A 14,736-nucleotide genomic window follows, 5' to 3' on the forward strand; every position below is an offset into this window, starting at 1 on the left:
ATGAACACCCTGCTCACCCGCCTGGCTTTGATTACCTTGTTGTGCAGCCCGATGGTGCAAGCGCAACCCAGCGCCTACCCCGTCACCGTGCAAAGCTGCGACCGCTCGGTGACCTTCACGGCTGCGCCGCAGCGTGCAGTCAGCAACGATGTAAACCTCACCAAAATGATGGTTGCCTTGGGCTTGCAATCACACATGGTCGGCTACAGCGGCATCACCGGCTGGAACAAACCTGATCAGGCCCTGCTGCGCGACCTTGGCAACCTGCCCGAGCTGGCCAGCAAATACCCCTCTCTGGAAACACTGCTCAATGCCAACGCCGACTTCTATTTTGCCGGCTGGAACTATGGCATGCGGGTGGGTGGCGACGTCACGCCGCAGAGCCTGGCCCCATTGGGTATTCAGGCCTATGAACTGACCGAGTCCTGCGCGCAGATAATGCCGCGCGCTGAAGCCACACTTGCGGATGTCTACAACGACTTGCTGAACCTGGGCCGGATATTCGACGTGCAGGCCCGCGCAGAGGCGCTGGTTGCGCAAATGCGCCGCAGCGTGAGCGAGGTTCAGGCAAGCGTGGCAGGCAAATCGTCGCCCAGGGTTTTCCTGTATGACAGCGGTGAAGACCGGCCCATGACCGCCGGGCGGCTGGCAATACCCCAGGCACTGATCAGCGCCGCAGGCGGGCAGAATGTCATGGGCGACGTCGCGGCCAGCTGGACTCACGTCAACTGGGAGTCGGTTGTGCAAAGCAACCCCGAGGTTATCGTGATCGTCGACTACGGCGAAGTCAGCGCCGCGCAGAAACAGCACTTCCTTGAAAGCAACCCGGCGCTGCAATCCATCGACGCGATCCGCAACCGGCGCTATGTCGTGCTGCCCTACGTGGCGGTGACGCCAGGCATCGACAACGTCGCGGCCATCGAGACGCTTGCAGCGGCATTTCATGACGTGACGCGATGACCCTGGCGCAGTCGCTGACCGAGCGTCCTCGCCGGTACACGGGTTTGCTGATCACTCTGACGCTCGTGCTGCTGCTCTCATGCCTGGTGTGCATCACCTTCGGCGCGGCCCCTGTGCCGTTGAACCGGGTGATGGATATCCTGATGTTCAAGCTGTTCGGCGCGAGCGAAAACCCACCCCTCTGGACCGCGGGACAGGAAACCATCGTCTGGCTGATACGCACGCCCCGTGTATTACTGGGCGTACTGGCAGGAGCGGGACTGGCTCTGATCGGCAGCGTCCTGCAAGCAGCGACGCGCAACCCGCTGGCCGACCCTCACCTGCTGGGCGCGACCTCGGGCGCGACACTCGGCGCGGTTATCGTGGTCATGCATGTAGGAGAAGTGCTTGGCACGCTGACATTGCCACTGGCTGCGTTTGTCGGCTCGCTGGTCAGCCTGTGCCTGGTGCTGTGGCTGGCCAGCCACAAAGGCCGCCTGGACAGCCAACGCCTGCTGCTCGGCGGCGTGGCCGTGTCCTTTGTAATGATGGCGATCGCTAACCTGTCGTTGTTTCTGGGCGATCACCGCGCCAGCTCCTCAGTGCTGTTCTGGATGCTCGGCGGGCTGGGGCTGGCGCGCTGGGAGCTGCTCGTTGTGCCACTGATCACGGTTCTGTCTGGCTGGGTTCTTTTGCAAGGGCTGGGTCGTTCCCTGAACGCATTGATGGGCGGCGATCAGACCGCCACAAGCCTTGGTCTGCAAGTACGCAATGTGCGCCTGCTGGTTTTCCTGATCGCCTCACTGATGACCGGCGTGCTGGTTGCGCTGTGCGGCTCCATAGGTTTCGTCGGCCTGATGGTGCCGCACATCGCCAGACGTCTGGTGGGCTCGGAACATCGACGACTGTTGCCCGTCGCCACGCTTCTGGGTGCTTTATTGATGATCTGGGTGGATGTCGTCTCCCGCACGCTTATCGCGCCAGAGGATCTGCCTATAGGTATTGCGACGGCATTGTTGGGAGGGCTGTTTTTTATTTTCATGATGAAGCGCGGTTGAAGGAACCACTCGATAGGTAGACGGGTAATTTCTCATGACACTCACGCAGCATCGCACTGAGCCTGACTGTTCACTGGCACTTCTGAAATACCTCACTAAAACCAGGTTTCCATCTGAATGCCGAACTGCCAGACACCACCGGAGTTGAAGTCGGTTTTGCCGAAGTTGCCGCTCGTGCTGTATCGGTCCAGATCCGAAGACCAGTTCATCAGGCTTGCGAACACTCGCAATTCGGGACGCGTTAGCAGGTCACCCATGTCCGGCTTGAAGGTCGGCGCAACCGTGAATTTCCAGAAGTTGCCGTCGACTGCATTGCGTTGCAGGTAGCCTTTGGGGTCAAGATCCATGGTTTGCCAACTCAGCTCGTAGGCCATCTCGAAGTTACTGTTGATCTCGTTGGCCAGGCGCATGTTCAGCGTGAGCCAGCGGTAATCGTCGCCTTTGACGTAGCGGTCTTTGCTCTGCTCGGCCAGCAAGCTGGGACCGATGCGCCACCCCGGCGCAATAGGCGTCTCGCCATACATCGCCAGACGCACAGCGCGGGCGTCGTCGATCAGTTCGCCATCCGCGCCAATGTCCTTGACCTGAGCCCCCAGGCCCTGCCCATAGAGCAACGCCGTCTTGAAGAAGCCTTCCCTGCCGAAAAAGTCTTTCTGGTGATTGGCCAACATGGTGTGCAGGCCTGAATCTGCGGGGGCAAAACCCGCTTGATTGGTGCGCGTACCGACGTCGTTTTTCTTTGCGCCAATGGCGTTGAACATCCATTGCCACTGACCATTGTCGAAGAATTGGTTGGAGGTCAGGATGTAGCTTTCCACATCGGCATCGACGCCGCCCTCACTGAAATCTCCGTAGTTACGTCCAATCAAGGAATAGTTCGAGCGCCAGTCCTTGGTCATCTGCACATCGTAGATACCGCCACCGGTACCGGCCAGGAAGACCACGTCCGAGTCCAGCCAGTGGATATCGAAATTATCCCTGTCGAATCGCTTGCCGGCCCACAGTGTGGCGTTCTCGAACACCGAATTCCCCTTGAAGGCGGCGATATGGTCGAGTTCGGTAAATACCTGACGCACGTTCAGGCTGCTTTCGGTGGCCGTCCAGTCGTTATAGCTTTCAACGCCATCGGCGATGGAGACCGTGAATTTGGAACGCGTGCCGTTCTGCGCGTAGATTTCTTTCGACAGATCGAAGCGCATGTAGGTGTCGTCTTCGTTACCCAGCCGCCCGACCGCTCCACCGACTGAACCGGCCGGGGTCGTATAAGGGCCGCCGCGACCGCCGCCCAAACCGTCGTTGATCAATAGACCAGAGCGAGCATAACCCTTGAAGCTGAACCCGTCGGTGAGGTGCCCGGCACTGCCTGGCTTGTCCATACTTTGCTGGCGAGCTTCGAGTTTTGCCACGCGATCATCCAGGGCGGGTGCTGGACTGGACGCCACAGCCGGGGCGGCAGGCTGCAAAGCGGGGTTGGCGAGTTTGATTTGCTGCAGTTCCCTGGCAAGTGCCTGAGTTTGCTGTTCGGCTGCGGCTGCACGTTTTTCCGCAGCGCTGGCACGGGCTTCGAATGCGGCCATCCGCTCTTCCAGAGTCGCGGCCTGAGAGACGGTTGCCGAGGTGCCGAGTACCCCTGCGAGTAGCCATCTTGATGCGTTCTGCATGTGGACTTCCTGTTTTGTTTTTATTGTTTTCGTGACGTTGGCCGAGCCTTTTTTCTTCAACACAAAATTGTGCAAATCGGAGAAAAAAGGGTGCCACATCGAAAATACGCTGTTACATTGATGATGTTAACGTTAACTTTTATAAAAACAAAAATAAAGAGGCCTCTATGAAACAGCTGAAATCTCTTCTTCCCGCCGCGCTGCTCACCCTGTCTGCCGGGTTTTCTGCGCTGTCGAACGCAGCCGATCTGACGATCTCGTGCGGGGCCGTCGGCGCTGAATTGCAACTGTGCAAGGAGGCAGTCGATAGCTGGTCAAAACAGACCGGCAACAACGTTCAAGTGGTTTCCACGCCTAACTCGGCAACCGAACGCCTGTCGTTCTACCAGCAGATCCTCAGCGCCAAGTCCACCGACATCGACATCATTCAAATCGACATGGTGTGGCCGGGGATGCTCGCCAAACACCTGACGGATCTGCGCGAACTGCTTCCGGCAAATGCGACACAAGGCTATTTCCAGGAACAGGTGGACAACGCCACCGTCGACGGCCGGCTGGTGTCGATGCCCTGGTTTACCGACTCGGGGCTGCTGTATTACCGCAAGGATCTGCTCGACAAGTACCAGCAGCCGGTCCCCCAGACCTGGGAGGACATGACCGCTACCGCCAAAAAAGTGCAAAAAGCCGAACGCGATGCGGGGAATGCCACTATGTGGGGCTACGTGTTCCAGGGGCGCGCCTATGAAGGCCTGACGTGCAACGCCCTGGAATGGATCAGCAGCCAGCCGGACGGCGGACTGGTCAACCCGCGCGGAGACATCGTGGTCAACAGCCAGGCCTCACGAGTCGCGCTGACCCTGGCAAAAAGCTGGATCGGCGAGATCTCCCCGCCCGGCGTACTTAACTACACCGAGGAAGAAGGCCGTGGCGTATTCCAGTCGGGAAATGCGCTGTTCATGCGCAACTGGCCTTACGTCTGGGCCTTGGTGCAAAGCAAGGACAGCGCGATAAAAGACAAGGTCGGCGTCGCGCCCCTGCCCCGTGGCGGCGCGAACGGCACCCACGCTTCAACGCTCGGAGGCTGGGGCCTGGCGGTTTCGCGCTACAGCCGCAACCCCAAACTGGCGGCAGAACTGGTTGCCTACCTGACCAACGCCCAGCAGCAAAAACAGCGTGCCTTGGCAGGCGCTTACAACCCGGTTATCGAGTCACTTTATACCGACCCCGAGTTGCTCGCGGCGATGCCTTACTACACCCAGTTGCACGGCATCCTCAGCAATGGAGTTATGCGCCCTGCCGCCATCACCGCCAGCGGCTATCCGCGCGTCTCCAACGCGTTCTTTGATCGGGTGCACAGCGTGCTGGCGGGCGATTTGCCGGTCGATCAGGCACTGCTCGACCTGGAACGCGACCTGACGCGCATCAAACGTCGGAACTGGTAAGCCACACGTAAGGAGATCAACATGCCGTCCTCTTCTATCGACTTTCCCGGTGACGACGTCCTGATTACCCGGGAAACGCCCGTACAGCGTCGCAGGTTACGTGCCGCCTGGCTGTTTCTGACGCCGATGCTGGTGTGCCTGACGCTGGTGGCGGCCTGGCCGTTACTTCGCACATTCTGGTTCAGCCTTACCGACGCCGACCTGTCGGACACTGAAGGCGGCTCATTCATTGGCCTGAGCAATTATCTGCTCTACGACGGCACCCTCTGGTCAGGCGTTCTGGTCGATCCGCAATGGTGGAACGCAGTGCGCAACACCTTGCATTTCACCTTGGTGTCGGTAGGGCTGGAAATGGTCCTGGGCCTGTTGGTGGCGTTGCTGTTGAACGTCAAATTCACTGGCCGCGCGCTGGTCCGTGCGTTGATTCTGATCCCTTGGGCGATTCCGACTATCGTCTCGGCGAAGATCTGGTCATGGATGCTCAATGACCAGTTCGGCATCATCAACCATATGATGCTGAGCCTGTGCCTGATCGACGCGCCGCTGGCCTGGACGGCAGATGCGGACCTGTCGATGTGGGCAGTGATCATCGTCGACGTCTGGAAGACCGTGCCCTTTGTCACCCTGCTTATGCTCGCGGCACTGCAGATGCTGCCAAGCGATTGCTACGAAGCCGCCAGGGTCGACGGCATTCATCCGGTGCGGGTGTTCTGGCGAGTCACCTTGCCGTTGCTGATGCCCGCCTTGTTGGTCGCCGCGATCTTTCGCATCCTCGATTCGTTGCGGGTCTTCGACGTCATCTACGTCCTGACCTCCAACTCTTCGAGCACCATGAGCATGTCGGTCTATGCCCGCCAACACCTGGTGGAGTTCCAGGACGTCGGCTACGGCAGCGCCGCCTCCACCCTGCTGTTTCTGGTCGTGGCAGTGATTGCCATGCTTTATCTGTACCTCGGCCGTCGCCAACTGGAGGTGCGTTCATGAACCTGCGCCAACTGAAGAAAGCCCTGCTACGTGTGGGTTTCTGGTGCCTGATCGGGATCTTGCTGCTCTACGCCATATTCCCTTTCTACTACGCCATCGTGACATCGCTGAAGCCGTCCAGTGCCTTGTTTGAAGTGAGCTACTGGATCACCGAAGCCGACTTCTCCAATTACGCAGCGGTCCTCAGTCAGGCGTCATTCCTGCAGGCCATCGCCAACTCGCTGGTGGTTGCGCTGAGTGTGGTAGCGCTGGCGCTGTTCCTGGGCCTGACGGCGTCCTACGCCCTGGGCAGGGTCAAGTTCCGAGGCCGCGGCACGGTGCTGATGATGGTGCTCGGCGTCTCGATGTTTCCTCAGGTCGCGGTGCTCTCGGGGCTGTTTGAAGTCATCCGTGCGCTGGGTCTCTATAACACCTCATGGGCACTGATCCTGAGCTACACGATTTTTACCCTGCCCTTCACCGTCTGGGTGCTGACCACGTTCATGGGGCAACTGCCGCATGAGCTGGAAGAAGCGGCAATCATGGATGGCGCATCGCCCTGGGTCACGCTGACCCGCGTGTTGTTGCCGCTGCTGTGGCCCGCATTGGTCACGACCGGCCTGCTGGCTTTTATTGCCGCGTGGAACGAGTTCCTGTTTGCCCTGACCTTCACCCTGACAGACGCGCAACGAACGGTCCCGGTCGCCATCGCCCTGATTTCGGGTGGCAGCTCCCACGAATTGCCCTGGGGCCTCTTGATGGCGGCGTCGGTGCTGGTGACCGTCCCACTGGTGATTCTGGTGCTGATCTTCCAGCGCCGCATCGTTTCCGGCCTCACTGCCGGCGCGTTGAAAGGTTGATGCACACAACTGACAAGGAACAGCATCGTGATGAAATTGAAGCTAGCCAACATCAACAAGCAATTGGGCGGCACGCGCATTCTGCGCGATGTTAGCCTGGAAATCGCTGCGGGTGAGTTCGTTGTGTTCGTTGGCCCTTCGGGCTGCGGAAAGTCGACGCTGCTGCGCTTGATCGCCGGGCTGGATTCGATCTGTGGTGGCGACCTGCTGATCGACGAACGCCGGGTCAATGACCTGGAACCGCGCGAGCGTGGCGTCGGCATGGTCTTTCAGTCTTACGCTCTGTACCCGCACATGAGCGTCTACGACAACATCGGTTTCGGTCTCAAGCTGGCCAAGACTGAAAAAGGCAGCCTGCGCGAACGCGTGCTGAAAACCGCACAGATCCTGCAACTGGAAAAACTGCTGCAACGCAAGCCCAGGGAGCTGTCCGGTGGGCAGCGCCAGCGTGTTGCAATGGGCAGGGCCATGGCGCGGGAACCGGACATTTTGTTGTTCGATGAACCACTCTCCAACCTCGATGCCTCGTTGCGGGTGCAGATGCGCAACGAAATCGCCCGGCTCCACAAACGGCTGGGCTCGACCATGATCTACGTCACTCACGATCAGGTAGAGGCCATGACCCTGGCTGACAAGATTGTCGTGCTCAACGGCGGTCAGGTCGAACAGGTCGGCTCACCACGCGAACTCTACGAGCGCCCTGCCAGCCTCTTCGTCGCCGGTTTTCTGGGCTCGCCAAGAATGAATTTTCTGCCAGTCCGCTTGCACGCACCAAGCCGCAACAGCCTGATCGATATCCCGGCACTGGGCATGACATCCCTGCCCTTCGACAGCTCGAACCTGGCCGACGACGCGCAATTGACCCTGGGTGTCCGTCCAGAACACATATCTCTAAGTGCAGCGAACAGTGGCACTGGCGTCACCGTGACCAGTGTCGAATACCTGGGTAGCGAGGTCTATGTGCATCTGGCTACAGACGAGAACGAACCCTTGATCTGCCGTTGCGAGGCAAAAGCCGGATGGCAGGTGGACGACCGGGTCGCGCTGCAGTTCGATACCGAAAATCTGCACGTGTTCGACGCCGATGGCCTGGCCTTGAAACGCCACTCTGACGCCGACCAACACCTGACACACGACACCACGCCGCACTTCGTACAAGCGGGTTCCCTATGAGTTTTTCTGTGAATGCCATGAACGATCCAATGTCCAACACACTGGAGCGCGCGCACCATGCGTTGAAGGATAGCCTGGCGCAGGTGATCCACGACTATCGACCCGGTTATCACCTGGCCCCGCCTGCGGGCTGGATGAACGACCCTAACGGGGTGGTGTACTTTCGCGGCGAATACCATGTGTTTTATCAGCACCACCCCTTCGACGCGAAATGGGGACCAATGTACTGGGGCCACGCCAAGAGTGCTGATCTGGTCCATTGGCAGCACCTGCCCATTGCCCTGGCACCCGGTGATGACTTCGACCGGGACGGTTGTTTTTCCGGCAGCGCAGTGGTGTGTGGCGACACCCTGGCACTGATCTACACCGGGCACACCTGGCTGGGTGAGGTAGGCGACGAGCTTTTGATCCGTCAGGTGCAGTGCCTGGCCACCAGTCTCGACGGCATCAACTTCGTCAAACACGGTGCCGTCATCGACAGCCCGCCGCAAGACACGATCATTCATTTCCGTGATCCGAAGGTCTGGCAGCAGGATGACCACTGGTACCTGATTGCCGGTGCGCGTCTGGGCGACAGGCCGTTGCTGCCGTTGTATCGGTCTGTGGACCTGCACGCGTGGGAATTCGTGAGCTATGTATCCAGCGGCAACGAAGGCGATGGTTATATGTGGGAATGCCCTGACCTGTTTCGCCTAGATGGACGCGATGTACTGCTTTACTCCCCCCAAGGCATGCCAGCCCACGGCTACGAGCGACTGAACAAGTTTCATACCGGCTACCGAGTGGGCCAAATCGACAGCCAATGGCAGTTCAACGGCGGGCCTTTTATCGAACTGGATAACGGCCATGACTTTTATGCTGCGCAGACCCTCGTGGCTGCCGATGGCAGACGTCTGGTGTGGGCGTGGCTCGATATGTGGGAAAGCCCGACCCCCACAGCAACCCATCACTGGCGCGGAATGCTCGGCCTGCCACGCGAACTCGAATTGCGCGACGATCGCCTTTGCGGGCACCCCGCACGCGAACTGACAGCGCTGCGCAATGCGTCATTGCCAGGCACTCCCTGGTGGAGCGAAGCGGGCACTCAGTGGCTGACTGACGTACACGGCGATCTGCTCGAAATCCACGTGCACCTGGACCTGCTCGACTGCACCGAAGGTCACCTGGGAGTGGCGTTGCGTTGCAGTTCAGATGGCAAGGAGCAAACTCTGCTTTACTACGATGCGTCGCTAAAACGTTTGATACTGGACCGCGATCAATCGGGCACCCACGTCAGCGGTCAACGCAGCGTAGCAATAAACCCACAACAGGACCGGCTTGAGCTGCGAGTCTTCCTGGATCGCTCGTCCATTGAGGTGTTTGACCAAAACGGCAGCTTCAGCTTCAGTAGTCGCCTTTATCCACAGACCGACAGCCTGGGGGTCAAGCTTATTGCCAACGGAACCGGAGGCCGGGTGTGCATTGCCAACGCCTGGGAACTCTCTTCGGGATGCTTACAGGTAAATCATTGAAGTCGCGAAAAAAATCAGGCCTCTGTAGCATGATAATTATCAGTCAACCTGACAGGCCCCGCCTTGCATGACCTCAGTTAAAGACGTTGCACGATTGGCCGGTGTGTCCCTGATGACGGTATCCCGGGCGCTCAATAATCCGGAAAAACTGAGCCCCGAGACGTATCAGCGAGTCCGTAGCGCGATTGACGAGCTTCAATTCGTACCCAGCCTGTCAGCGCGCAGGATTCGCGGCGACAACTTGCAGACACGAACCATCGGAGTGTTTGCGCTGGACACCGCGACAACGCCGTTTGCGGTAGAGCTGCTGCTGTCCATCGAGCAGACCGCACAGCAGGCAGGCTGGAACGTATTTATCCTCAACCTGCTAAGCAACCCGCCCACCGACCAGAACGTGGACCTGATGCTGTCCCACCGACCTGACGGGTTGATCTTCAGCGCCATGGGGTTGCGCGAAGTGGCTATTCCCCAGCGCTTGAAAAGCAAACCGCTGGTGCTCGCCAACTGCGTAGCCGATGACAGCAGCCTCGTCAGTTATGTGCCGGACGACGAAACAGGGCAGTACCGCGCCTTGCAACATGCGTTCAGCCAGGGCTACCGACGTCCGTTGTTTATCAATCTGCCAAAAAAGAGCCTGGCCTGGAAAATTCGCCAAGCGGGTATGCAGCGGGCCTGCCATGCATTCGGCCTGGCTACAGGCGAACTCTTGCAGTACGACCTCTCTGAGGATGATGCCTATGGGGAAACCGCAGCCATCCTCGAACGGCACATGATTGATGGCCGTCCGCAGTTCGATATTCTGATCTGCGGCAATGACCGCATAGCCTTTTGTGCCTACCAACTGCTGCTGGGCCGTGGCCTGAAAATCCCCGGTGATGTCGCCGTGCTGGGCTATGACAATATGATCGGCATCTCCGAACTGTTCATCCCTGCGCTGACCACCGTGCAACTGCCGTATTACGAGATCGGTCGCAATGCCGCCCGGTACTTGATCGATGGCCTCGAAGTCTCGGGCGCCCAGCCGGTAGATTGCCCGCTTGTGGTCAGGGAATCGTTATGAAGGGCTTGCGGTTTCGGTAACGTCAGTTCGAAGCTGGCTTTGTAACCGCCAACATCATCACAGAGCAACTTGATCAGCGATCGGTTGCTATCGACTCGCGTCAACCCCAGCGCTTGACGACCCGACGATGACAATCGGCCGGAGTCAGCACCTTGCCCGCCTTGGAACGTACGGCGATGGTTTCTACTGGCTCCGACAATTCATTGTCGAGCAGCACCGAGTAGCTCTCCCCTGCGTTGAACAAGTAGCGCTCCCCCCACTGGCGCATGCTGACGACGATGGGGAACACCGCGCGGCCCATATCAGTCAGCACATATTCTTTGTAGGCACTGCCGTCGGAGGCCGGCTGAATGTCGAATACGCCCAACTCCACGAGCATTTTGAGCTTGACCGTGAGGATGTTCTTGGCGAGACCAAGACGTTTCTGAAATTCACTGAAGCGGCGAACGTCGTCGAACGCGTCGCGGATGATCATTAAAACCCAGCGATCTCCGATTGCTTCAAGCGTGCGTGCGACAGGGCATTCGCTCTGCGCCAATAATTGCTGTTTGGCCATGGGGCTCCTGGAGGCAAGGTAGCAGGAAATGTAAAAAGTTCTAACGTCAGACGAAAATGTTTTACACATGTGGTTGCATTTAACAACCTCGTTTGTTAAAAGTTCACACAAGGTTTTCTTTTGCAACCACATATTCCAAGGATGGAGCGATGCCGTTCAAGTCTCGTGCCCCGGTAAAGATGGAAATCGAAGCCGAAAAATCCAGCGGTGGGTACACGCAAGCTCCCCAACCCCGGGACACCCCCAAGCTTAGTCGCTATCAAACTTTTCTTTTTGCAATTACCTGCGCCATGGCGGTCGCAAACGTCTACTTCGCCCAGCCTTTGCTGGAATCGATGGCTGCCAGCCTGTCGGTTTCGCCGGGCACGATTGGTGTCGTAGTGACCGCGACACAAGCAGGTTATGCCGTCGGATTGTTGTTCATCGTTCCGCTGGGTGATTTGCTCAATCGCAAGAAACTTATCCTTACACAAATGCTGCTGTCAGCTCTGGCCCTTTGCGCAGTGGGTCTGTCGCAGGATTGGGGCATGTTGCTCGGCTCGATGGTGCTCGTTGGCCTGATGGCAGTCGTGGTGCAGGTGGTGGTTGCCTACGCCGCTTCGCTGGCGAGTCCCGAGCAACGTGGCGAAGCCGTCGGCACCGTGACCAGTGGCGTGGTGCTGGGAATTCTGCTGGCCCGCTTCGTCTCCGGTGCAGTGGCTGATCTGGCCGGCTGGCGCGGCGTTTATTTTGTCTCGGCCGCCCTGATGATCGGCATGGCACTGGTGCTGATGCGCGCCATGCCTGCCTCCACCACGCCACCGGCGAAAGGCGGCTACTGGCAACTGCTGCGATCGGTGTTCCAGTTGTACCTGACCGAACGCACATTGCGTGTCCGGGGCACCTTCGCCCTGCTGATCTTCGCCGCATTCAGTGTGTTGTGGACGTCGATGGTACTGCCGCTCAGCGCCCCCCGTTGTCGCTGTCACACACCCAGATTGGTTTGTTCGGACTCGCCGGTGTGGCCGGTGCGCTGGCAGCGGCACGGGCCGGACGGCTCGCCGACCAAGGGCTCGGCAATCGCACCACGGGCATCGCGCTGGCACTGTTGACCTTGTCCTGGCTGCCGACGGCGTTCGTTGAACACTCATTACTCGCCATGGTGGTGGGTGTGGTGTTACTGGATTTCGCCGTGCAAGCCGTCCATGTCACCAATCAGAGTCTGATCTTTGCCGCACGCCCCGATGCGCAAAGCCGACTGGTGGGTGCCTACATGTGTTTCTACTCGGTAGGCAGTGGTCTGGGTGCCATCGCTGCGACTTATACATACGCACACTTTGGCTGGGTCGCCGTTTGTAGTTTGGGTGCCGCCATCAGCGCAGTTGCCCTGCTGTACTGGACCTACCTGGAACTGACGTCCACATAACGTTCAACCCTTAATAAACTTCTCGCGATCGTCAGTTAACGGATGGTGTGAAACAGCGGGAAGCCGGTGGCAAGAACATCATCCCGCTGGGCTGCCGCGTCGCGGACGACCTCCTTCACCAAGGCAAATAATCCATGAAACCACTGCACGTAGTGTTGGCTGTATTGATAACGGCAATCTGGGGTGTGAATTTCTCGGTGATCAAACTGGGACTGGCCACCGTCGATCCGCTCATCCTGGCGGGTATACGCTTCAGTCTCTGTGCATTACCGGCGATTTTCTTCATCCGTAAACCCGACGTGCCGTGGCGCTAAATCATCGGCTATGGCCTGGTGTTCGGCATTGGTCTGTGGGGCGTGGTCAACCTGGGTATCAAGGCAGGGCTGTCGGCGGGCATCGCGTCCTTGGTGCTGCAGTTCAGCGCGTTCTTCACCATCCTGCTCGGCGGTTGGGTGTTCAAGGAAGCGCTGACCCGCTTTCAGGTGCTGGGCATGTTGATCGCCCTCGCGGGGCTGTTGTGCATCATCAAGATCAGTGACGGTTCGGTGAGCCTCACCGGCGTGTTGCTGGTGCTGGTGGGCGCGGCGTCCTGGAGCGTTGCCAACATCATCAACAAGAAGGCCAGCACCAAGGATGTCTTCGGCTTTCTGGTCTGGTCCAGCGCGTTTGCACCGATTCCGCTGTTCGCCCTCGATTACGCGGTGAACGGCAGCGCCGGCTACACCGCGTTTGTCAGTCAGGTGAATACGACTGCCGCGTTGTCGATCCTGTTTCAGGTCTATCCCAACACGCTGTTCGCTTACTGGATCTGGAACTCGCTGCTCAAAACCTATCCGGTCTCCACCGTGGCGCCACTGTCTCTGCTGGTGCCGATCTTCGGCATGCTCGGCTCGGTAGTAGTTGTAGTGGTCAACTGATCCCGGACACGACGTTAAGGTTTTTCTCGTACTGAGCGGGCGCCATTCCATCATTGAACTGGTGTGGCCGAATCCAGTTGTAACGATGCATCAGGTAATGACTGATATCCCGCTGAGCCTCTTGGACCGTCATGTAGCCCACGGTCGGTATCCACTCAGTTTTCAAGCTGCGGAACACACGCTCCATCGGCGAGTTGTCGTAGCAATTACCCCGGCGGCTCATGCTCTGGCGTATGCGGTATCGCCAAAGCCGCTGGCGAAACTGTCGGCTCCCGTATTGGACGCCCTGGTCGGAATGAAACAGCAGGCCCTGAGGCTTGCCGCGTTGCTCATAAGCCATGTCCAGCGCCTTGATCACCAAGTCCGTATCCGGTTTGTTCGAAAACGCCCAGCCCACCACCCGACGCGCGTAAAGATCCATAACCACCGCCAGGTAATGCCATTTTCCTTGCGCCCAGATGTAGGTGATGTCGCCACACCAGACCTGATTGGGCGCGGGTACATCGAACTCCCGATTCAAAATGTTCGGAATGTCAGGCCGCTCCACTGTTGCTTTTTTATAAGCATGCGAGCCTGGTTGCTTGCTGATTAATCCCAGCTCCCGCATCAAGCTACGCACCTTGAACCGACCGATTTGCTCGCCATCCGCCTGCATCATCGACACGATACTGCGGCTGCCGGCAGCGCCTCGACTTTGCCCGAACAGCTCATTGACTCGGCTAAGTAAACGAACCCGCTCGGCGTCTGGAGACCGACGCCGCAGGCAATGGTTGTAGTAGCACGAGCGAGGTACCTCGAACACTTCGCACAGCAATTCGATTGGCTCATGGACACTGAGCTGATCAATCAGCGCATGCGCTCGTGCTCTTCCGACATCAAGAGCGCGGTGGCCTTTTTTAAAATGGATTTCTCCCGCTCAAGACGGGCGATCCGGGCTTCGAGCTCCTGGATTTTTTGCTGCTCGGGCGTGAGGGCTTTGCTCTGTGGAGTGACACCGTTGCGCTCTTGTTGAAGCTGGTTGACCCAGCGACGCAGCGCAGATTCGACCACCCCAAGCGAGCGGGAGGCTTCGATATGGCTATAGCCTTGATCGAGCACGAGGCCTGCGGCCTCGCGTTTGAATTCAACGGAAAAGGTACGGCGTTGTTTGGTCATCAGACACCTCTATCTGGCGATATTCTCGCCTAAATG

11 protein-coding genes and 2 pseudogenes are annotated in these 14,736 nt (G+C 58.6%); 10 read left to right on the forward strand and 3 right to left on the reverse strand.

The window, feature by feature from the left end; all coding sequences use genetic code 11:
* Positions 1-960 carry an ABC transporter substrate-binding protein gene (locus tag LJU29_RS27170; RefSeq protein WP_054995669.1) on the forward strand — a complete coding sequence of 320 codons (960 nt, stop codon included), beginning with the start codon at positions 1-3 and terminating at the stop codon, positions 958-960.
* Complete coding sequence (locus LJU29_RS27175; RefSeq protein ID WP_057454394.1) at positions 957-1,997, forward strand: FecCD family ABC transporter permease; 1,041 nt, start codon at positions 957-959, stop codon at positions 1,995-1,997. The genes LJU29_RS27170 and LJU29_RS27175 overlap by 4 nt, the downstream gene beginning before the upstream one ends.
* Positions 1,998-2,092: 95 nt before the next feature.
* On the opposite strand, the gene LJU29_RS27180 is transcribed toward LJU29_RS27175, so the two are convergent.
* Positions 2,093-3,658, reverse strand: coding sequence for a carbohydrate porin (locus LJU29_RS27180; RefSeq protein WP_057454393.1), 1,566 nt, complete (start codon positions 3,656-3,658; stop codon positions 2,093-2,095).
* 167 nt (positions 3,659-3,825) lie between these two features.
* On the opposite strand from LJU29_RS27180, the gene LJU29_RS27185 reads away from it, so the two are divergent.
* The 6 genes from LJU29_RS27185 to LJU29_RS27210 all read left to right on the forward strand — a co-directional run bounded on the left by LJU29_RS27185 (position 3,826) and on the right by LJU29_RS27210 (position 10,667).
* The gene (locus LJU29_RS27185; RefSeq protein ID WP_257111454.1) at positions 3,826-5,100 is read left to right on the forward strand and encodes an ABC transporter substrate-binding protein; all 1,275 of its coding nucleotides are present in this window, start codon (positions 3,826-3,828) and stop codon (positions 5,098-5,100) included.
* Between the two features lie 21 nt (positions 5,101-5,121).
* Positions 5,122-6,084, forward strand: a complete 963-nt coding sequence (locus tag LJU29_RS27190) for a carbohydrate ABC transporter permease (protein ID WP_057422301.1) — start codon at positions 5,122-5,124, stop codon at positions 6,082-6,084.
* Positions 6,081-6,923 carry a carbohydrate ABC transporter permease gene (locus tag LJU29_RS27195; protein ID WP_005744932.1) on the forward strand — a complete coding sequence of 281 codons (843 nt, stop codon included), beginning with the start codon at positions 6,081-6,083 and terminating at the stop codon, positions 6,921-6,923. The genes LJU29_RS27190 and LJU29_RS27195 overlap by 4 nt, the downstream gene beginning before the upstream one ends.
* A gap of 27 nt (positions 6,924-6,950) precedes the next feature.
* The gene (locus tag LJU29_RS27200) at positions 6,951-8,096 is read left to right on the forward strand and encodes an ABC transporter ATP-binding protein (protein ID WP_275575959.1); all 1,146 of its coding nucleotides are present in this window, start codon (positions 6,951-6,953) and stop codon (positions 8,094-8,096) included.
* A complete protein-coding gene (locus LJU29_RS27205; RefSeq protein WP_054995663.1) occupies positions 8,093-9,607 on the forward strand; it encodes a glycoside hydrolase family 32 protein in 1,515 nt (504 codons plus the stop codon). The genes LJU29_RS27200 and LJU29_RS27205 overlap by 4 nt, the downstream gene beginning before the upstream one ends.
* A 67-nt stretch (positions 9,608-9,674) precedes the next feature.
* Positions 9,675-10,667: a LacI family DNA-binding transcriptional regulator gene (locus tag LJU29_RS27210; RefSeq protein WP_257111455.1), complete on the forward strand. Its 993-nt coding sequence runs from the start codon at positions 9,675-9,677 to the stop codon at positions 10,665-10,667.
* Between the two features lie 100 nt (positions 10,668-10,767).
* Here the strand turns inward: LJU29_RS27210 and LJU29_RS27215 are convergent, their stop codons facing one another.
* Positions 10,768-11,223 (reverse strand): winged helix-turn-helix transcriptional regulator, encoded by a 456-nt coding sequence (locus LJU29_RS27215; RefSeq protein WP_005756893.1) that lies wholly within the window; start codon positions 11,221-11,223, stop codon positions 10,768-10,770.
* Between the two features lie 149 nt (positions 11,224-11,372).
* On the opposite strand from LJU29_RS27215, the pseudogene LJU29_RS27220 reads away from it, so the two are divergent.
* Together LJU29_RS27220 and LJU29_RS27225 are read left to right on the forward strand one after the other, a co-directional pair.
* Positions 11,373-12,628, forward strand: a pseudogene (locus LJU29_RS27220) (MFS transporter).
* Positions 12,629-12,762: 134 nt separating this feature from the next.
* Positions 12,763-13,530: pseudogene (locus tag LJU29_RS27225) on the forward strand (EamA family transporter); the annotation flags it as partial.
* A gap of 7 nt (positions 13,531-13,537) precedes the next feature.
* On the opposite strand, the gene LJU29_RS27230 reads toward LJU29_RS27225, so the two are convergent.
* A protein-coding gene (locus LJU29_RS27230) for an IS3 family transposase (protein WP_122320854.1) occupies positions 13,538-14,700 on the reverse strand; the annotation gives its coding sequence in 2 pieces (ribosomal slippage) (positions 13,538-14,445 and positions 14,445-14,700; 1,164 coding nt in all).
* Positions 14,701-14,736 lie beyond the last annotated feature (36 nt).

This window comes from Pseudomonas ficuserectae, assembly GCF_024584585.1.
GTDB lineage: Bacteria > Pseudomonadota > Gammaproteobacteria > Pseudomonadales > Pseudomonadaceae > Aquipseudomonas > Aquipseudomonas amygdali.